Genomic DNA, 19,766 nt, shown 5'->3' with positions numbered 1-19,766 from the left:
GCTATTTGCAATAGGCTCCGCGCCCGCGCGCTGTATCCAGGTGGAAGTGATCGTGGTGATGCCGGTCCGATCCCGGGCCCAGCACCGTATTGAAAGGTCCGCAGGCCGCCTTGCGCATCCGGGCAAGCGATTTGCCGTAGCTCTTTGATCCCCAGCCTTTTTCCACGGTGATGGCAGTCCCGTTGGCCAGCAGGATGGCCGAGATGTCGACGGCGCGTCCCTTGCCGTGTTCGGACACTTTCGCACCCTTAACGTTGTTGCGACCCCGGCAGGCATAGCTTGCTGCCACTTGCAATGCTGCGACTCCGCCGCCCTTCTTGCCGATCGCGGGTTTGACGCCGTTGTCGACCCATTGTTTCAGAGCTTTGGCAGTCGTGCAGTCCATCGCGGCGGGCTGGGTCAGGGCTACGCCGGATACCGAAATCAGGCTGACGCCATCCTCAAACCCGCACCCGTTCAACCTGCCCTTGATCGGTGGAATGGTCTTACCCTTCAAAGCCAGATCACCGCAGAGCGCACCCTTACGCCCGGTTGTCACCTCCGGCAGCGGCTGGGTGCGGAATGCAGCGCGTTCGACACGCTCCGGCGCGACCAGACCGGTGGGACGTGGGACCGGGCGCAGCGAGACCTCAGGCGCGAAAGCCGCCAACGGGCTGACGACCGTTTCGGTCGCGGTGCCGGTCAGCACCGGCCGGGGCATCGGGCGGGGAGAGATTTCCGGTGCATTGGCGCTGCCGGCCTGAGCAAACGCCAGAAGCGCAGCCAGCGCAGCCGACAGCCGATATGCCACCCGTCGGGTCATGTCCCGTCGGCCTTGCTCCGGCCAAAGTCCGGGGCGGCAGTGTCTTGTCCGGCCTCGATGATCCCCCGCCGGATGGCGCGTGTCCGGGTAAAATAATTGAAGAGCTCGTCCCCGTCGCCCATCCGGATCGCCCGTTGCAGGGCGAAAAGCTCCTCGGTGAAGCGGCCGAGGATATCGAGCGTCGCCTCCTTGTTGGTCAGGAACACGTCGCGCCACATCGTCGGGTCCGACGCGGCGATCCGGGTAAAGTCACGGAAACCCGCAGCGGAATACTTGATGACCTCGCTTTCGGTCACGCGCCGCAGGTGATCTGCAACGCCCACCATCGTGTAAGCGATGAGGTGCGGTGTGTGGCTGGTGACGGCGAGAACCAGATCATGGTGATCGGGCTCCATCTCTTCCACGAGCGCACCCATCCCTTCCCAGAAGGCGCGCAACCGCGCGACCGCCTCGGGCCGGACATCGCCGGGTGTCAAGAGAGTGAACCGGTTCTGAAAGAGCGTGGCAAAGCCCGATCGCGGCCCGGAATGCTCCGTCCCCGCCAAGGGGTGGCCGGGTACGAAATCGACACCTTCGGGGATATGCGGCCCCACCGCCTCGACCACAGCCTGCTTGACCGAGCCGACATCGGTGACGGTCGCGCCGGGTTTCAGATGCGGGCGAATCTCGGCCGCAACCGCGCCCATTACACCGACCGGCACTGCGAGAACCACCAGATCAGCATTCTGCACCGCTTCGCCTGCGGTGGCGAAAACCTCGTCGCAGAAGCCCAGTTCCAGCGCCGCCTCGCGCGTCGCCTCGGTCTTGGCATAACCCGCGATGCTTCCAGAGAGGCCCCATTTCTTCATCGCATGGGCCATCGACGAGGCGATAAGGCCGAGCCCGATCAAAGCCACGCGGTCATAGATCACAGCCATCAGCCACGCCCTTTGAACTTTGCGATCGCCGTCGCCACCCGGCGGCAGGCGGCCTCATCCCCGATTGTGATGCGCAGGCAATGCGGCAGGCCATAGCTCGCCACCCTGCGCACGATCAGCCCTTCAGATTGCAGATGCGCATCACAGGCGGTTGCTTCGGCCTCATTTGCGAAGCGGGCGAGGATGAAATTTGCCATGGACGTGTCCGAGGGCACGCCATGCTCCGCCAAGGCCTCGGCCAGCCAGACCCGCATCCGCGCATTCTCCGCGCGGCATTTCTCGACGAAGCCCTGATCGCGCACCGCTGCCTCGCCCGCCTCAAGCTGGCCATGCGACAGGTTGAACGGATTGCGGATGCGGTTCAGCACGTCGATGATCGCCTGCGCGCCATAACCCCAGCCGATCCGGAGCCCGCCCAGCCCGTAGATCTTGGAAAACGTCCGCGTCATGAAGACATTGGGCCGCTCGGTCGCCAGCGTTGCACCGCCGTCAAAGCCCTCGACGTATTCCGCGTAAGCCCCGTCAAGGACAAGGATCGCCTGCTTCGGCAGCCCGTCGGCCAGCCGCGCCACCTCGCCCGCACCGATCATCGTGCCGGTCGGGTTGTTGGGATTGGCGATGAACACGATCTTCGTTTTCTCATTCGCAGCCGCCAGAATCGCATCCACATCGACGGTGCGGTCGCGCTCCTTCACCTGCACCGGCGTGGCCCCGACCGACCGTGCCGCGATCGGGTACATGAGGAAGCCGTGCTGGGTATAGATCACCTCATCCCCCGGCCCGGCATAGGCCTGACAGAGCAACAGCAGTACCTCGTCCGAACCGGTGCCGCAGATGATCCGCGCGGGGTCGAGCCCGTGAACCTCGCCGATGGCCCCGCGCAGCTTTGCGTGATCGGTCGAAGGGTAGCGGTGCAGGTTGTGGACCGCGCGGGTATAGGCCTCTTTCGCCTTCTCCGACGCCCCGAACGGGTTTTCGTTCGACGACAGCTTCACCGCATCGGTGATGCCCGCCACATGGCTTGCCCCGCCCTGATAAAGCGCGATCTCCATGATGCCGGGCTGCGGGCGGATCGGGTCGGTCATGTCGGCCTCTGACTGGTTCGGGGTTTTCTAGCGGGCGGCTCGCCACATGGCCAGCGCGATCTGACAAAGAAAAAGGGGCCGCGGCGGCGCCGCGACCCCTGAGTAACGGGTCCTGCCGCTGAGGCGGATCAGTTCTTCGCGTAGAATTCGACGACGAGGTTCGGTTCCATCTGAACCGCATAGGGAACGTCGCCCAGCGCCGGGGTGCGGACGAAGGTTGCGGTCATCTTGGAATGGTCAGCCTCGATGTAGTCGGGCACGTCACGCTCGGCGAGGCCCACGGCTTCGAGCACGAGGGCAAGCTGGCGCGACTTGTCGCGGACGGCGACCACGTCGCCTTCCTTGACGCGGTAGGAACCGATGTTCACGCGCTTGCCGTTCACGGTCACGTGGCCGTGGTTCACGAACTGGCGGGCGGCGAAGATCGTCGGCACGAACTTGGCGCGATAGACGACGGCGTCGAGGCGGCGCTCCAGCAGGCCGACCAGGTTTTCACCGGTGTCGCCCTTGACGCGCTCGGCCTCGGCATAGATGCGGCGGAACTGCTTTTCGGTCAGATCGCCGTAATAGCCCTTCAGCTTCTGCTTGGCGCGCAGCTGCGTGCCGAAGTCGGAAAGCTTTGCCTTGCGGCGCTGGCCGTGCTGGCCGGGGCCGTATTCGCGCTTGTTAACCGGGGATTTCGGACGGCCCCAGATGTTTTCGCCCATCCGGCGGTCGATTTTGTACTTGGCAGAGGTGCGTTTGGTCACCGCTGATCTCCTTCTTTGGACGCCGCCATGTGGCGACTATGAAGGGCGTTGTCCTTTCCCTTTCGGGCGACAGGCATCCCCTTGCGGGGGCCACCAACACCAATGAAATGCCCGGGCGCTTCGTCCCGGGACGGGCGGCTTATAGCGGCACGGGCGGCAGAGTCAACGCCCCGACCCTCATCTTGCCGGAATTACTCTCAGGGTTCGCGTCGCAGCCCCCCGGCGCGCCTTGCGTCTCAGGCCGCCGAGTGGCGCATGATCGCGGCCTCGGCCGCCGTCAGGTTTCGCCGCGCATAGTCGCCGTAAAGGAACGGATCACGGTCGAGGCCCGGCAAGATGTCCAGGAGCGCTTCCCGTTCGCCCGGGTTTAGCAGGTCGAAATCGGCCGCTGCCGGGTGAAAGCTTTCGGCCTCGACACCATTGGCCCAGACGATCTGGTGGCGCGCGGTCATCAGGTGGATATAGGTCACTTCCCGCAGGGCGGTTTCGGTCAGCACGCCCCTGCCATCGACCAGATCGCGCGCGGCGACCAGAACCTCGGGTTGATTGAACAGCGCCCGGGCCTGCGCCCCGCGTAACAGGAGCCTGTGCCCCGGTGATACGATCAGATCCCCCTCGGGCCGGTCCTCACCCATCGCGCCCGACCGGATGCGTACCGGACGCAGATGAGGCATCGCGTAAAGCCGCGCCCCGGTCATCCGTCTTGCACCGGTCCACAGCACTTCCTGCGCGCCATCGTCGCGTGTCGAGACGCGATCGCCCGGCCGGATCGTTTCGACCGGACGCAGCCCGTCAGGCGTTGCCACAAGCGTGCCGGGCGTGAAGCAAATCACCCCGGTGGCCGCTGTCGAGGGCGGTGCCGTGTGTGTCAGGTGATCGGTGACATAGAGGTCGACATCCTTTGGCGGCAGATCGCCGGAAAAAACCAGCAGCGTCCCGAAGACTTCGGTCCCCACCATCCTTACCCGGTAGCTTGCCCGCCCGTCCGTAACCGTGAATCCATGCATCGGGCAGGCGCCGCTCTCGGGTTCCGGCAGAGACACCCGATCATCGGACTGCGTATTGCCGAACATCCGGCGCACGGAGCCCCGCGCGCGGTCGCGCAACGCTCGCCCCTCACCTGCGAAATTGAGGATCGCATGTTCCGGCGGCCCGTCCAGCCGGACCGCATCACCGAACCAACGCCAGACCGACCCGACCGCCAGATCCTGCGGCGCAACAACGCGCAGACCGTCCAGATCGGTCTGTACCAGAGGAACAATATAGGTCCCGTACTGCTCCCGCGCGCTGCTCAAGGCGCCACTCCCGCCGTTATGATTGGGCCGTTTCGGCCATTGTTTGCATTTTGTTAACAAAGATTAACGGCACCGCGTAATCCCTGTCAGGGTGGTTCTTCCGAAATTGCCTCCGGTCGACGGGGACTGTTGCCGTCACGCCAAAGCCCTACTCTACCCTGGATAGAAAGCGTGCAATCGGTTGCATAATAATCCGTTCCGGACCTGTTCAACCGGGCGTAACGCCGCTATCTTCCGCCGCTCCTGCACAGAGTTCACGCATGCCGGTCACACTGAAAGATGTCGCCGAACGGGCCGGGGTTTCCCCCTCAGCAGTGTCGCGCACCTTTACCGAAGGCGCCTCCGTCTCGGCCCGGACCCGCGCCAAGGTCGAACGCGCCGCCGAGGAACTCGGCTACATGCCAAGCGCGCTGGCCTCGGCGCTCTCGACCGGCCGGACAAAACTGATCGGACTCGTGTCGAACAACTTCCACAACCCAGTTTTCCTCGAGGTCTTCGACCGCTTCACCCGAGGCCTTCAGGAACGCGGGTTGCGCCCCCTTCTCGTCAATCTCAGCGATGAGACGGACCCGGCAAATTCGGTGCGGATGCTCCGGCAATATTCGGCGGACGGGGTGATCGTCGCCTCCTCCACCCTGCCCCCGAGCTTCGCCCGCGCCTTTGCCGATGCCGGGCTGCCGGTCGTCCATGCGTTCGGGCGCGCCACGCCCACACCAGAGGTGCATGTCGTTGGCATCGACAATGTCGAATGCGGTCGCATGGCGGCGCGGGCGCTCGTCGCCTGCGGCTACCGCCGGGTGGCTTTCCTCGGCGGCCCCGCCAGCGCGACCTCGACTCAGGACCGGGGCGCGGGATTCGCCGGTGAAATCGCGCAGCATCCGGGCATCACGGCGACCGAAAGCCATGCCGAGGCCTATTCCTTCGAGGCGGGACGGGCCGAGATGCAGCGCCTGCTGGCCGCCGGGAAGCCGGCCGAAGCCTATTTCTGCGGCGACGACGTGCTTTCGATCGGCGCACTGAGCGCCTTGGAAGATGCGGGCCTCTCAGTGCCAGAGGATGTCGGGCTGATCGGGTTCAACGATATGGAGATGGCGGGCTGGCAGAACATCAACCTGACGACCATCCGTCAGCCCATCCTCGAGATCATCAGCGCTGCAATCGACCTCGTGGTGACCACGGCCGACGATCCGGGGCTGGGCCCGAAAGCACGACTTTTTCCCTGCCAGACGGTGGAACGCGGAACACTCCGCACCCCCGCCGCAAGCTGACGTCACCCTCTGAACTGGATACCCCCGACGCGAGCACGACCCCGATTTCTTTCAAAGAAATCCGGCCGGAAACTTTCAAAGTTTCCGACTACCGAAACATCGGCGGGCGCGCGTCGATCCATGTTCCGTCGGCCTTGCCCGAGGCAGCGACGGCAAAGACCGCCGCCATGGACCTGAGCCCGTCCTCCGCCCGGGGGTAGAGGTCGGCAGCAGGATCCATCGCGCGGTTCTCCTTGCGCGCCCGGATTGCCTCGGCCAGATCCTTGTAAATATTGGCGAAGGCCAAAGGCATTCCCTCTGCGTGGCCGATGGTCACGCGGGTGGTCCGGTCGGCTTCGGGCGACAGTCCCGCCTCACCGCGCTCAATCACCTGCAACCGCTGCCCGAGCGGCATCCAGAAAAGCTGGTTCGGCTGTTCCTGCGCCCAGCGTAGCCCTCCCTTTTCACCGAAGACCTGAAGCGTCAGCCCGTGCTGCCGTCCGATCGCCACCGATGAGGTCCAGAGCCGCCCGACGGTTCCGCCCGACATGCGGAAATTCACCATCGCGTCGTCTTCCAGCGCCCGGCTCTCGATGCAGGAGACCGTATCGGCGGAAAGCCGTTCCACCTCCTGCCCGGTCACGAAACTCGCCATATGAAGCGCATGGATGCCGCAATCGGCAAACTGGGCCGAGACACCGGCCTGCGCCGGGTCATAGCGCCAGCGCACACGGGGGTTGTCGGCGTCGGCGGCATCGGCGTGGTGGCCATGGGCGAACTCGGCCACCACCAGCCGTATGCGCCCCAGATCGCCGCGCCCCACCATTGCCTTCATGTGCCGCACCAGCGAATAGCCGGTATAGCCGTAATTCACCGCGCAGATACGCCCCGTCTCGCGTGCCAGCGCGACGATCTCCTCGCCCTCCTCGACCGTCATCGTCATCGGCTTTTCACACAGGACGTGGAACCCCGCCTTGAGGAACTCCCGCGTGATCTCGAAATGCGTCGCATTCGGCGTGGCCACGGTGACAAGGTCCACGCGGTCCGTCCGGCCCTTCTCGCCCTCCAGCATCTCGCGCCAGTCGCCATAGGCGCGGTCGGCGGCAAGACCCAGCCGCCGCCCGTAATCCCGCCCCGCCTCGGGCCGGTGGTCGAGCGCGCCCGCGACGAAGGCAAATTCTCCATCAAGTCCAGCCCCCAGCCTGTGCGCCGGGCCGATCTGGCTGCCCTCGCCCCCGCCGATCATTCCCCAGTTCAGACGTGCCATGCGGCCGCTCCCCTATTTGAACCCGATAGATTGAAGATAACGCCGGTTGGCGCGGGCGTCCTCGACCGGGCTGGTGGCACCGGCCGGGTCGCATTCCTGTTCAACCGTGCACCAGCCCTTGTAGCCGACCTCGCCCAGCACCCGGCGCAGCGCGGGGAAATCCATCGCGCCGCGCCCCAGATTGCAGAAGATGCCCTGCCCGCAGGCTTCGTAAAAATCCGTGCGCTGGGAGATGACCTCGGCCTTCACGGCAGGGTCGATATCCTTGAAATGCAGATAAGTCACGCGGGCAGCATGCCGCCGCAGGAAGGCCAGCGGATCGGCCCCGGCATAGAGGTGATGGCCGGTATCGAGGCAGATCTTCAGGAACGCGTCATCTACTTCTTCCAAAAGCCGCTCCAGTTCCGGCTCGAAATCCATGAAACCGCCCGCATGGGCGTGGATGGAGACGGTTAACCCGTAGACCTCCGTTCCCATCCGCGCGACGGTCGCAATCCGGTCGCGGAAGCCTTTCCATCCAGCGGCGTCAATCTGTTCCGCCTCATCCGGGCGGCCCGCCGTGGGCGCACGGCGGGGTGAGATCGCATCAATAAGCACTAAATGCCGGGCACGGTTCGCGACCAGAAGCTTGCAGGTTCTGAGCGCACCGTCCATCACCTCCTGCCATTTCGCCGGATCGTGGAAGGGGCGGAAGACGACGCCACCTGTCAATGTCAGACCATGTTCATCCAGCGCATCGGACAACTCGCCCGCATCCTCGGGCATGTAGCCCACCGGGCCCAGTTCGATGCCCGCATAACCCGCTTCGGCGCAGTCCCGTAAAACCGCCCGCCAGGGCGGATTGCGCGGATCATCGGGAAACTCGACACCCCAGGAACAGGGCGCATTGCCGATCTGGATCATCGCCGCCCTCAGAACTCCGCCGGTTTGCGCCAGCCCCGCGCCGCGTGCGAGGCGCGGACAGCGGCGACGACCTGCTGCACGGCAAACCCGTCGCGGAAGGTGGGCCAGACCGCCTGCCCGGTCTCGATCGCGCTCAGGAAATCGCGCGCCTCGATGATTATCTGATCCTGATAACCGGTGCCATGGCCCGGCCCCTGACAGAAGGGCAGATAGTCGGGATGGGCGGGCCCGGTCAGAACCTTGCGGAACCCCCGTTCGGCGGGGGCTGCATCGGCGTGATAGAGCCAGAGCGCATTCTGATCCTCCTGATCGAAGCGGATAGCGCCTTTCGTGCCGGTGACCTCATAGGCATAGCCCATCTTGCGCCCGGTCGCGACGCGGCTGGCAGCAATATGGCCCGTGACCCCGCTTTCGAAGCGCACCATCATCTGGACCTGATCGTCGTTCGTGACCTTCACCCCACCGCGTTCGGGATGGACGGTCTCCATCACCGCGTTCAGTTCGGCAATCGGCCCCATCAATGCAAGCGCCGCATTGATCGCATGTGGTGCCAGATCGCCAAGGCAGCCGTTTGCCTCACCCTGACTGCGCCAGTCGGCCACGCTCGTATCGGTGTGGAAATCCTCATTATGCTCACCCCGGAAATGGGTGATGCGGCCCAGCGCGCCCTCGGCGATCAGCTTGCGCGCAAACTGCGAGGCCGGGGTGCGGATGTAGTTATAGGCGACCATGTTCTCGACACCCGCCCGCTCCGCCGCTGCCACCATGGCGCGGGCATCCTCGACCCCAAGCCCCATCGGCTTTTCACACATGACCGGCTTGCCGAGCGCGAAGGCCGCCTCAGCGATCTCGCGATGCGTCGACTGGGGCGAGGCGATGATGACTGCCTCCACAGCGGGGTCTTCGACCAGCTTTCGCCAGTCGCCGGTGCCACGCCGAAAGCCATAGGCGGCGCAGTAGCGGTTTCCGCTCTCCTCGGTCGAGCCGCAGATCATTTCCAGCCGGGGCCGCAGCCTCGTGTCAAAGACGGCGCCGACAGCGGCCATGGCAACCGAATGGGCCTTGCCCATATAGCCGCCGCCGACAATTCCGATGCCGATCTCCGCCATTTCGAACCTCTGCCTGACAAGCATATTGCAACCGGTTGCAAAATCAGTATCGTGACAGCAATGTTAGCGCAACAAGAATCCGCGAGCCGGGGGAGAGAATGACCGATCTGACACGGCTTGCAGGCAAATCCTTCCTGATCGTCGGCCGCGCCGGAATGGACCTTTATCCCGATCCTCCCGGCTCTCGCACGGAAGAAGCGCGGGCGATGACGGTCTGCCTTGGCGGGTCCTCGGCCAATATCGGCGTGGCCTTGGTGAAGCAGGGCTGCAAGGCGGCCCTTGTCACCCGCGTCGCCGATGACGCGATCGGGCGCTATTGCCTGAATGAACTTGATCGCTACGGCATCGACCGCAGCCATGTCACGCCCACGGGCGGCGAGGCGCGCAATTCGCTCGCCATCGTCGAGACGCGGGTGGAGGATCACCAGTCGGTCATCTACCGCAACGGGGCGGCGGATTTCGAGATGACCGTCGCGGATGTCGAAGGCGTCGACTACGCCCCCTGGTCCGCCCTGATCACCACCGGCACCGTCCTTGCCGCCGAACCGTCCCGCACGGCCGCCTTCCGCGCCTTTGACCTCGCCCGCGCCGCCGGACTGCCCTTGATCTTCGACATCGACTACCGGCCCTACAGCTGGCCGTCGCCGCAGGTCGCGGCGGATGTCTATTCGCGGGCGGGCGCCATGTGCGACGTGATCGTCGGCAACGATGTCGAATTCGGCTTCATGGCCGGGGATTATGACAAGGGCCTCGACAAGGCGCGGGACCTTGTGGCGAAGGGCGCCCGGATCGCTGTCTACAAGATGGGTGAAAAGGGCGCGATTACCATTACGCACGACGGCGAGTTCCAGACCGGCATCTACAGGACAGAGGCGCTGAAACCGACCGGCGCAGGCGACAGCTTCATGGGCGGGTTCATCGCCGCGCTCGCGGATGGCCGGGCCATGCGCGAGGCCGTCCTCCGCGGCTCGGCCTCAGCCGCGATGGTGGTGGCCCGTGTCGGCTGTGCCCCCGCTATGCCGACAACCGGGGAACTTGACGCCTTCCTCGCCGACCGCCCCGACCCGGATTGAGAGGACCGAATGCACATCGCCCCGCATGACAACCAGAACCGTCCCATCGTCGATGCCGACCATCCGCTGGTGCCGCTCAATTACTTCAACATCGTCAAGCTGAGGCGGGGTCAGACCTTTGCCTATCAGGTGCCCGGCTATGAGACCTGCATCGCCCCCGCGACCGGCAGCGTGATTGTCGAGGTCGGCGGACAGCGGCATGACGGGATCGGCAACCGTGTCAAAGATGTCTGGGACGGTGAGCCGGAGGGCGTCTATGTGCCGACCGGAATGGAGGCGCGGTTCACCTGCCTGACCGATGCGGCCGAAGTCTTCGTCGCTGGCGCGAAATACGACACGGTGCTGGAACCCTTTGCCGTCCGCACCGACGATCTGGACGTGGTGCAATATGGCTCGGACGACACCAAGACGCACCGCAAGATCAAGCACATCCTCGGGACGAAATATCACGACCGCGTCGGGCGGCTTCTGGTCTCTGAACTCTTCACCGTCGGCGCCGGGGGTTGGTCGGGCTTCCCGAGCCACAAGCACGACACCGACCGTCTGCCCGACGAAACCCGCCATGACGAGACCTACAATTTCCGCTTCCGCCCGAACTATGGCTCGGGCCTGCAGATGCTGCAGCGCACTGACAACGAACCGGGCGATGCCTATCACATCATGGACGGTTCCACCGTTCTGATCGACAAGGGCTATCACCCATGCTGCGTTCTGCCGGGCTATGAGATGTATTACTTCACGATCCTCGGCGGGCTCAGCCAGCGCAGCCTGAAGCAGTATTTCCAGCCGACCCATGCAGATCAGCTGCACACGATTCCGGGGATCCTGGACATGGTGGCCAAGTTCAAATGACGCTCGCGACGCTTACCGACGTTCTTCGCCCCGCCCTGCGTGACGGTTATGCCGTCCCGGGCCTCGTCTGCCTCGGCTGGGAGGACATGCGCGCCTTCGTGGCAGCGGCAGAGGCCGAACGCGCCCCGGTGATCCTTCAGGCAGGACCCTCCTGCCGCGCGCATACGCCGCTACCGGTGCTCGGTGCGATGATGCGTTATCTCGCAGAGGGCGCCACCGTGCCGGTCGTCGTCCATCTCGACCACGGCTACACCGTGGAAGAATGCCGCGAGGCGATTGCCTCGGGCTTCACCTCGGTCATGTTCGACGGGTCAAAGAAACCGCTCGTGGAAAACATCGCCGAAACCGCGACCATCGCCGAAATGGCCCACGCAGCGGGTGCGTCCTGCGAGGGCGAGATCGGCTTTGTCGGCTATCACGGCGGCGCGGCCTCGGCCGGAACCGACCCCGGCGAAGCCGCCCGTTTCGCCTGGGAAACCGGCGTCGACGCGATGGCGATCTCGGTCGGGAACACTCACCTGCAGCTTGAGAAAAGCGAGGGGCTCGACGAGGCGCGCATCCGCGCCATCGAGGCGGTCACCAAGGTGCCGCTCGTGATCCACGGCGGTTCGGGCGTACCGCTCGACCAGCGCCGCGCGCTGGCCACGGGTTCGGCGATCTGCAAGTTCAACATCGGCACCGATCTGCGCTTCGCCTTCGGAACGGCGCTGCGCAACGCAGTCAACGCCGACCCGGATCGCTATGACCGTGTGGCGATCCTGAAGGAAACCCACGACCCGGTGATATCGGCAGCCCGCGCCGCGATCCGTAGCATCGCTGCTGAGGGCAGGGTAAAGCTCCGTGACCTCGGAAATGATAGTTCGCTTTGAAGAACCCGGATCAGCCTTGTCCGACATTCTAATTGCAGATTGTAACCATCCCGAATTGGTTCTGGTGAGCAGCCGTGCCACTTGCGTTGCGGTAGGCCGACGCCAAGGAGGTATGGTTTGTCATACTTTCTCCGTTGTGAATTCAAGGCTACGGGTGAGGCACACACAACAACCTGCGTTGTTCCATATGCGCATCGTTAAACGAGGCGCACTATGATGAAAACTTCCATCCGAGGTCCCTTAACCGCAACTATAATGTGCATGGCTTTGACTGTATCCGCCTGTGCTCCTATTCCCTATTCAACACAGGCCTACGTACCAAATGCCGCCGATGTCACCATGGCTAAAACCCCGGGTAGCGGCTGCGGCCTTGGCACTGATGGCGGGAAAAGTGGGTATCGTCAAATCGGTTCCGTCCGGGCTCAGGTCTTCATCCATACAGCTAACAGGACAACAGCAGCCCCGAATGCTGGACTGCATTTCAGTTTCATTCAGGACGGTTCCGGACCCGAACCCCTCACTGTTTCGGTAGATCCCACAAGAATAAAGCTGCAAGAAAATGGGCGGTCTTTCTCACCAAAGCTTATCAATCAGTATGGACGCGACTTCAAAGATTCCAAAGACGGACACGTCAATAGAAGCGACCAATTCAGTCTGTCTTTTGGAGCCCCTTCTGGTGTCAGCGACACGCTGAGGCTTGTGTTTGAATCCGGAGCAATCCGGTTCGATGGCAGATCCGTTCCCTTTGCGCCGATCCGATACGAACGCGAAACCACAACCGCCGTTTACATGTTTCCATGCATACCCGCTTAGGTGTTTGATCCCACGTTTTCATGGCGCTGCCGCTTCGGTTGAATTGAAGTGCGCATGTCAGGTTAGATACGTCAAGGTTGCACCATGAACTCGCATGGTTGCTATTCAGCGATCGCAAAATACTATCGCTGAATAGGGCCGGGAGTTGGGGATCAATCCGACCACCGTCGCAAAGTGGCGGAAGACATGATGTGAAACGAAGGGCTAGCGCGTCACTGGCGCTTGTCCCGTCAAGCCTCCACAACTGCCCCTTGAGAGGTGAACTTGCCCGGGAAAAAAGCTGCTGCACATATGAAGGAAGTACTCAGCGCTTCCTCCATACTATAGGGATCGCTCATCGTCATCAGGTCGAACCAGGCGCCTTCGGTCGTCATTCTGAGCACCCGGGCAATGCGGACACGGTCGCCGGTCTGACCGGTTTCGGCCAGAAGTTCGCCGCAGATCTCCTCAAGAACGCGCGTGTATTCCTGGTCGTTTGATCCGCACTGTTCCTGATATAGCGGTCTGCTTTGCGCTTCGCCCCAGAATGCGCACCAGGCTCCGAGGCGCGACGGCGTGCAGATCTCGGGGTTGAAGTCGGCCCTGAGAATCGCGTCGAGACGCTGTGACGGCTCAGGCCCGGTCGCCTCCAGCGCGGCGGTCCAGTTGCGTCGGTATTCCTCGGCTAGATAGGAAAGCGTCTCTGAAAAGAGGCCCTCCTTGGTCTCGAAGTGGAAATTGACCAATCCGTGCGACAGCCCGGCATGCCGGGCGACATCAGTCAGCGTTGTCCGGGCATATCCCCGCTGCGCGATGATCTCAATTGTCGCCTCGATCAGCTGCTCGCGCCGCGCTTGGCGGCTGAGCTTGCGCGGAGACGGCTGCGCCGCCACGTTGCCTTCGACCTGGTTCATTTTCGCTGCTCCGATCGCGGCCCTCGGTTGCGACAGACATAGAATATCTGCCCGCGATTTCAATTAAATCACATTTTGACTGTACTGTCAGTCAAATTCTGATTGACAGTACAGTCAAAATCCGTGTGAAATGGACATGACCGCGAAGACCGGCAGATCAAAGATCTCCGCTGCTTCGCCTTATTCGCAAAGGAAACGGATCATGCGTGCGGCGCCACGACGGACTATCGGAAAATCGAATGAACAGTTCAAAAAGGCGCTGAAACGACTGCCACTCGGCGTGGCATCGACCTTCCGCTACTGGGGTGACGACCGCACGATCTATGTCGATCATGGCAAGGGCGGGCGAATCTGGGACATCGACGGCAACCAGTATGTTGACTATCGCCTCGGCTATGGTCCGGCGATTCTCGGCTATGCCGACGACCGGGTCGATGCCGCGGCACGCCGCGGCATGGAGGTCGGCGGTGTTTTCGCCCTGTCGACCGAGCGTGAACTGGCCGTCGCGGACCGCATCGCCAAGATGGTGCCGGGCGTTGATCTTGTACGCTACTCCAACTCGGGCACCGAGGCGGTGATGGCCGCCCTGCGCCTTGCCCGTGCCCATACCGGGCGCGACAGCTATCTGCTGATCGAAGGCGGCTATCACGGCCTCTTTGATGCAGCGATGTGGATGGCCAATGTCGAGGAGTGGAGCCGCAAGGGCGGCGGTGATCCCGAGGTCGTGCCCTATTCGCAAGGCATACCACAGGAATTACGCTCGCTCGCCCATCTGGTGCCGATGAACGACATGCAGCGGCTGGAAGACACGTTCAAGCGCCACGGCGACACGATGGCGGCGATGCTGATCGAGCCGATTCAGGGCAATTGCTGCGGCATCTCGGCCACGGCGGAATATGTGCAACTGGCCCGGCGGCTCTGCGACCAGTACGGCGTTCTTCTGATCATCGACGAGGTCAAGACCGGTTTCCGCGTCGCGCGCGGCGGCGTCCAGTCGCTGCTTGGCGTCACGCCGGACATCTGCACCTTCGCGAAGGCAATGGCGAACGGCTACCCGATCGCGGTTGTCGGCGGACGCGAGGAAGTCATGCGGACCTTCCGCTATGGCGGCGCGGCCCATGGCGGCACCTATACCGCGCATTCCGTCAGCCTTGCCGCCGCCGAGGAATGCCTGCGCATCATTGACGAGACCCCGGCGCTGGAAACGCTCGCGAAATACGGTGCCGATCTGAAGGCCGGCATGTCGCGCGTCCTGAACCGTCGCGGGATCGCGCATTCCTATGCGGGGCACGACTCGATGTTCGGCCTCTTCTTCGCCGACAAGGCACCCGACAACTACCGCGACTGGAAGCGGTCGGATTATTCCTTCTACGACCAGATGGCCTATTTCCTCCACGATCTCGGCATCATCTGCGAACCCGACAGCCGCGAACCCTGGTTCATGTGCGAAGCCCATGACACGGCCTGTCTCGACGACACGCTGAAGGCGTTCGAGACCGCAGTCGACATGACGCTGGAGCATTTCGAGGCCGAGAAGCGCGCATGAGCTACGATGCGGCCATCATCGGTGCGGGCCATAACGGGCTGGTTGCAGCCTGTTATCTGGCCCGCGCCGGGCTGAAGGTCGTCGTCGTCGAGAAAAACGACTGGATCGGTGGGGCCGCCGTATCGCGGGAACTGCATCCCGGCTTCACCTATTCCAACTGCTCCTATGTCTGCTCGCTTTTCCGGCCCGAGATCATGCGCGACCTCGAATTGCCGAAATATGGCCTGCAGGTTCTACCCTATGAGGGTGGCGCGGTCTTTACCCGCGACGGCGGCTATCTCGCGATTTTCCGCGATCACGACGCCAACCGCCGCGAATTCGCGCGCTATTCGCCACGCGATGCGGAAGCCTATGACCGCTATTCGCGCGATATCATGCGACACTGCCGGTTCATCCGGCCGCTTCTGATGCGGACACCGCCCGACCCCGCGACGTTCCGCCCCCGCGATCTTGCCGAACTGGCATGGCTTGGCCGCAAGGTCGGCGAAATGTCCGAAAGCCAGATCTGCGACATGATCCGGTTCTGGACCATGTCGATCTCGGACTTCCTCGATGAATATTTCGAAAGCCCGGTGATCAAGGCCTATCTCGCCGTCTCGGCGATCATCGGCACCGCGCTTGGACCGATGTCGCCGGGCTCGGCCTATGTGCTTCTGCACCACTACATGGGCGACGTGGACGGCAATGTCGGCGCATGGGGTTTCGCGCGCGGCGGCATGGGGGCGATCACGCAGGCGCTGACCGCGTCCCTCCGGGCCTCCGGGGGCGAAGTGCGGACCGGCAAGGGCGTAGAGCAGGTTCTGGTCCGCAACGGCCGCGCGGTCGGCCTCCGGCTTGACGGCGGGGAAGAGATCGTGGCCAAGCGCGTCCTGTCCAACATGGATGTGAAGCGAACCTTCCTGAAACATGTCGACCGCGACGAACTGCCCCCCGACTTCACGCGCCGGGTGGAACGGTTCAAGACCCGCGGTTCGTCCGGCAAACTCAATATCGCGCTCGATGCGGCGCCGCATTTCCCGGCCTTGCCGGAAGGGGCACCGATGCTGAAGGGCGACCTGCATTTCACCGACAGCGTGGAACGTATGGAACGCGCCTATGACGACTGGAAGGCCGGCCGCTTCAGCCGCGATCCGTTCCAGGACACGATGATGCCGACGATGATCGACCCGACGATGGCGCCGCCGGGCAAACATTTCATGTCCTGCTTCATCCAGTATGCGCCGCCGAAGATCGACGGGCGCGACTGGACCGATGCCGACCGCGATGCCTTCGGCCAGACGGTCATCGACCAGATCGCCGAATACTCACCCGGCTTCAAGGACCGCGTCCTGCATGCCGAGATCCGCACACCGCGCGAGCTGGAGGCCGAGGTGGGCCTGACCGAGGGCAATATCTTCCAGGGCGAGCTGACCTTCGACCAGCTTCTCTTCAACCGTCCGGTGCCGGGCTATGCCCAGTACAAGACGCCCATCCGCGACCTCTGGCTCTGCGGCTCCTCTGCCCATCCCGGCGGCGGTGTCATGGGGGCCCCGGGCCGCAACGCCGCCGCCGAAATCCTCCGTGACACGCGCGCGTCCACCGAGATGAGGGAGGCCTATGCAGTCGTTTGATGCGATCGTGATCGGTGGCGGCACCAACGGGATGGCCTGTGCGGCCCGCCTGACCAAGGGCGGCAAGCGCGTCCTTGTGCTCGATGCCGCCGACCGTCCCGGCGGCGCTGCCGTCGGCGGCGACCCGGCATCGGGTGCCTTACAGATGCCGCTCGCGCATCTCCTGATGATGCTCGATCCGCGCGTTCATGCCGGAATGGACCTCGACCAGCACGGCTTTTCCTATGCTGCGACGGACCTTACGACGACCGCCCTGTCGGCCACCGGCGACCACCTCGTTCTCGAAGGCCCCGCCGGGGCCAGCGTTTCGGGTTCGCTGAGCGACGCCGACCGCGCCGCCTGGGCCACACTTCGCAAGCGCCTGCTGACCTATGCCGAGGCGCTGGTCCCGTTCCGCGCGCTGACCCCGCCCCGGATCGCCCGCAAGGCCGGCAACGACATGCTCGGGCTCGCGAAGATCGGGCTTGGCCTCCGCCGCCTCGGTCGCGAGGAGTTCCGCGAGTTTCTCAGGCTCTTCCTCATCAACGTCGCCGACTTTCTGGAGGATGACCTCACCGATGATCGGCTCAGGGGGGTTCTGGCCTTCGACGCCGTGCTCGGGTCATGGCTCGGCCCGCGCTCGCCGAACTCGCTTCTGGTCTATCTCAATCGCCTCGCGGGCGAGGCGGCAGGCACCCGCGCCGCACTCGCGCTGCCGAAAGGCGGCATGGGCACCGTCGCCGACGCCATGGCGCGCTCCACCGCCGCTTCAGGTGTGACGCTTCAATCCGGCGCGCGGGTTGAACGCATCCTGATCGAGGACGACCGCGCGACCGGCGTAGTCCTGACCTCGGGCGAAACCTACCGGGCCCCGACGATCGTTTCGGCGGCGGGTCCGAAACAGACGCTTCTGGACCTCGTGGGCGCTCGCCACCTCGACACCGGTTTTGTCCGGCGCACCCGGAACATCCGGTCGCGTGGCGGCGCGGCGAAACTCCATCTTGCCCTGACCGCACGACCCGATTTCCGCGGTGCGGACCTTGCGACACGACTGATGATCGCACCGGATATCAACACGGTCGAGAACGCCTTCAACGCCACGAAATACGGCGAAGTGCCCGAACGCCCGGTGATGGAGATCGTGATCCCGACCGCGCACGAAGGTACCGGGACAGATGACCCGCATCTCCTGTCGGCCATCGTCCAGTTCGCACCGCACGACCCGCGCGACGGGCTCGACAAGGCGCGCAAACAGATGCTGGCCAATACGCTAAATGTTCTTGAAGACCATGCGCCCGGGATCGGCGGCCTAATTTCCGAACGCGAGCTTCTGATGCCACAGGATATCGAGGCGCGCTACGGGATGGCCGGGGGCAACTGGCATCACGGCGAGCTGAGCGTGGAGCAGATGCTGTTTCTGCGCCCCTTCGCCGATGTCGCCCAGTATTCGACACCCATCGCGGGGCTCTGGCTCGCCAGCGCGGGCAGCCATCCGGGCGGCGGCATTTCGGGCGCGGCGGGCTGGAACGCGGCCGAACGCATCCTGTCGGGGGTGGCGGCATGAAGGATCTGCGTCACCATTTCGAAACCCCGCTCAGGACCACGGCCTTTCACGACCGTGTCGCTGCAGCCAATGTCCTGAACGAATGGGCCCCATGGGCCGGATACACGACCGCGACTGTCCTCGAAGACGCGGAAACGGAATACACCGCCATCCGCAACACGGCGAGCCTCTACGACCTCTGCCCGATGATCAAATACCGGATTACCGGGCCCGACGCCGTCGATTACCTCAACCGGCTGACGCTCAGGGATGTGGCGCGCCTGCCGGTGGACGCGGTGCATTACACGGCATGGTGCGATGATCACGGCAAGCTGCTCGACGACGGTACGCTGTTCCGGCTGGGGGAAGCCGAGTTCCTGCTTTGCTGCCAGGAACGGCACCTGCCCTGGCTGGCGGATTCCACCCTTGGCTTTGACGTCGCCATCCGCGATGCGACCGACGAGATCGCGGGCCTCTCGCTTCAGGGGCCCTGCACAGCGGCGGTTCTGACCGAGGCGGGCTTTGACGTCTCGGCGCTGAAACCTTTCCGCATCGCGCGGTATCCGTTCAAGGGCGGCACGCTGACGATCTCGCGCACCGGCTTCACGGGTGATCTCGGCTATGAACTTTGGATCGAACCGGGGCTGGCGCTGCCGCTCTGGGACCGCCTGATGGAGGCAGGTGGTTATTGCGGCATCCGCCCGGTCGGGTCCGCCGCGCTCAACCTCGCGCGGATCGAGGCAGGCTTCATCACCACCAATGCCGATTTCGTGCCCGCCGATCAGGCGGTCCGCGAAGACCGCGTGCGATCCCCTTACGAAATGGCGCTCGACTGGATGATCGACTTCGGCAAGGGCCATTTCAACGGCCGCCGCGCGCTTTTGAAGGAACACGACACGCAATCCAGCGAATGGGCGTTCGTCGCGCTCGACATCGAAGGCAACGTCGCGGCAGATCACGCGATCCTCTATGACGGTCGCGACCGCGAGATCGGTCAGGTCACCTCCGCCGCATGGTCGCCGGTGACGAAAAGCAGCATCGCATTGGCCCATATGCGCCGCCCGTATGACACCAGGGCGAAAGGCGGCATCTGGGCCGAAATCTATGCGCTCCGCGAACTGCATTACGTCAAGCTGATGATGAAGGCCGAAATCGTCGCTCGCCCCTTCTTCGCCCCGCCACGTCGGCGCGCCACACCCCCCGGACGGTTCTGA

Annotated in this window: 17 protein-coding genes; 8 read left to right on the top strand and 9 right to left on the bottom strand. The window is 63.9% G+C overall.

Annotated features, from left to right (window positions below; all coding sequences use genetic code 11):
• Position 1: 1 nt before the first annotated feature.
• From QKW60_RS10145 to QKW60_RS10125, 5 genes are all read right to left on the bottom strand, one after another.
• The gene (locus QKW60_RS10145) at positions 2 to 802 is read right to left on the bottom strand and encodes an extensin-like domain-containing protein (protein WP_282368485.1); all 801 of its coding nucleotides are present in this window, start codon (positions 800 to 802) and stop codon (positions 2 to 4) included.
• Positions 799 to 1,719, bottom strand: a complete 921-nt coding sequence (locus tag QKW60_RS10140; protein WP_282368483.1) for a prephenate/arogenate dehydrogenase family protein — start codon at positions 1,717 to 1,719, stop codon at positions 799 to 801. Before QKW60_RS10140 ends, QKW60_RS10145 begins: the two co-directional genes overlap by 4 nt.
• Positions 1,719 to 2,804, bottom strand: coding sequence for a histidinol-phosphate transaminase (gene hisC / locus QKW60_RS10135; RefSeq protein ID WP_282368481.1), 1,086 nt, complete (start codon positions 2,802 to 2,804; stop codon positions 1,719 to 1,721). The genes QKW60_RS10140 and hisC overlap by 1 nt, the downstream gene beginning before the upstream one ends.
• 128 nt (positions 2,805 to 2,932) lie before the next feature.
• Positions 2,933 to 3,553, bottom strand: a complete 621-nt coding sequence (gene rpsD / locus QKW60_RS10130) for a 30S ribosomal protein S4 (protein ID WP_282368479.1) — start codon at positions 3,551 to 3,553, stop codon at positions 2,933 to 2,935.
• Positions 3,554 to 3,789: 236 nt separating this feature from the next.
• Positions 3,790 to 4,848 carry a Hint domain-containing protein gene (locus QKW60_RS10125; protein WP_282368477.1) on the bottom strand — a complete coding sequence of 353 codons (1,059 nt, stop codon included), beginning with the start codon at positions 4,846 to 4,848 and terminating at the stop codon, positions 3,790 to 3,792.
• Positions 4,849 to 5,108: 260 nt separating this feature from the next.
• On the opposite strand from QKW60_RS10125, the gene QKW60_RS10120 reads away from it, so the two are divergent.
• Entirely contained in the window at positions 5,109 to 6,116 is a 1,008-nt protein-coding gene (locus QKW60_RS10120) for a LacI family DNA-binding transcriptional regulator (protein WP_282368475.1), read from the top strand.
• An 88-nt stretch (positions 6,117 to 6,204) separates the two neighbouring features.
• Here QKW60_RS10120 and QKW60_RS10115 read toward each other — a convergent pair whose 3' ends face one another.
• Genes QKW60_RS10115 through QKW60_RS10105 form a run of 3 tightly spaced genes read right to left on the bottom strand, consistent with a single transcriptional unit; the run spans position 6,205 to position 9,374 of the window.
• Entirely contained in the window at positions 6,205 to 7,362 is a 1,158-nt protein-coding gene (locus QKW60_RS10115; RefSeq protein WP_282368472.1) for a Gfo/Idh/MocA family protein, read from the bottom strand.
• 12 nt (positions 7,363 to 7,374) lie between these two features.
• Positions 7,375 to 8,265 (bottom strand): sugar phosphate isomerase/epimerase family protein, encoded by an 891-nt coding sequence (locus tag QKW60_RS10110; RefSeq protein WP_282368471.1) that lies wholly within the window; start codon positions 8,263 to 8,265, stop codon positions 7,375 to 7,377.
• A gap of 8 nt (positions 8,266 to 8,273) precedes the next feature.
• On the bottom strand, positions 8,274 to 9,374 hold the full coding sequence (locus tag QKW60_RS10105) for a Gfo/Idh/MocA family protein (protein ID WP_282368470.1): 1,101 nt from the start codon (positions 9,372 to 9,374) through the stop codon (positions 8,274 to 8,276).
• Positions 9,375 to 9,472: 98 nt separating this feature from the next.
• Between QKW60_RS10105 and iolC the strand changes: the two genes are divergently transcribed.
• From iolC to QKW60_RS10090, 3 genes are read left to right on the top strand one after another with little or no spacing between them, the layout of a single operon-like run.
• Positions 9,473 to 10,447 carry a 5-dehydro-2-deoxygluconokinase gene (gene iolC, locus QKW60_RS10100; protein ID WP_282368469.1) on the top strand — a complete coding sequence of 325 codons (975 nt, stop codon included), beginning with the start codon at positions 9,473 to 9,475 and terminating at the stop codon, positions 10,445 to 10,447.
• A gap of 9 nt (positions 10,448 to 10,456) precedes the next feature.
• The gene (locus QKW60_RS10095; RefSeq protein WP_282368468.1) at positions 10,457 to 11,299 is read left to right on the top strand and encodes a 5-deoxy-glucuronate isomerase; all 843 of its coding nucleotides are present in this window, start codon (positions 10,457 to 10,459) and stop codon (positions 11,297 to 11,299) included.
• Positions 11,296 to 12,168 carry a class II fructose-bisphosphate aldolase gene (locus QKW60_RS10090; protein WP_282368467.1) on the top strand — a complete coding sequence of 291 codons (873 nt, stop codon included), beginning with the start codon at positions 11,296 to 11,298 and terminating at the stop codon, positions 12,166 to 12,168. The genes QKW60_RS10095 and QKW60_RS10090 overlap by 4 nt, the downstream gene beginning before the upstream one ends.
• Before the next feature lie 1,043 nt (positions 12,169 to 13,211).
• On the opposite strand, the gene QKW60_RS10085 is transcribed toward QKW60_RS10090, so the two are convergent.
• Positions 13,212 to 13,874 carry a TetR/AcrR family transcriptional regulator gene (locus QKW60_RS10085; RefSeq protein WP_282368466.1) on the bottom strand — a complete coding sequence of 221 codons (663 nt, stop codon included), beginning with the start codon at positions 13,872 to 13,874 and terminating at the stop codon, positions 13,212 to 13,214.
• Positions 13,875 to 14,076: 202 nt separating this feature from the next.
• Between QKW60_RS10085 and QKW60_RS10080 the strand changes: the two genes are divergently transcribed.
• The 4 genes from QKW60_RS10080 to QKW60_RS10065 are packed head-to-tail and all read left to right on the top strand — an operon-like array spanning position 14,077 to position 19,766.
• A complete protein-coding gene (locus tag QKW60_RS10080; protein ID WP_282368465.1) occupies positions 14,077 to 15,420 on the top strand; it encodes an aspartate aminotransferase family protein in 1,344 nt (447 codons plus the stop codon).
• Positions 15,417 to 17,030 (top strand): phytoene desaturase family protein, encoded by a 1,614-nt coding sequence (locus tag QKW60_RS10075; RefSeq protein WP_282368464.1) that lies wholly within the window; start codon positions 15,417 to 15,419, stop codon positions 17,028 to 17,030. The genes QKW60_RS10080 and QKW60_RS10075 overlap by 4 nt, the downstream gene beginning before the upstream one ends.
• Positions 17,017 to 18,573, top strand: coding sequence for a phytoene desaturase family protein (locus QKW60_RS10070; RefSeq protein WP_282368463.1), 1,557 nt, complete (start codon positions 17,017 to 17,019; stop codon positions 18,571 to 18,573). Before QKW60_RS10075 ends, QKW60_RS10070 begins: the two co-directional genes overlap by 14 nt.
• Positions 18,570 to 19,766, top strand: coding sequence for an aminomethyl transferase family protein (locus QKW60_RS10065; protein ID WP_282368462.1), 1,197 nt, complete (start codon positions 18,570 to 18,572; stop codon positions 19,764 to 19,766). The genes QKW60_RS10070 and QKW60_RS10065 overlap by 4 nt, the downstream gene beginning before the upstream one ends.

Source organism: Albidovulum aestuarii, assembly GCF_029961185.1.
In the GTDB taxonomy this organism is placed as follows: domain Bacteria; phylum Pseudomonadota; class Alphaproteobacteria; order Rhodobacterales; family Rhodobacteraceae; genus Albidovulum; species Albidovulum aestuarii.
The sequence above is the reverse complement of the archived record's forward strand: the minus strand, read 5'-3'. Positions and strand labels throughout refer to the sequence as shown.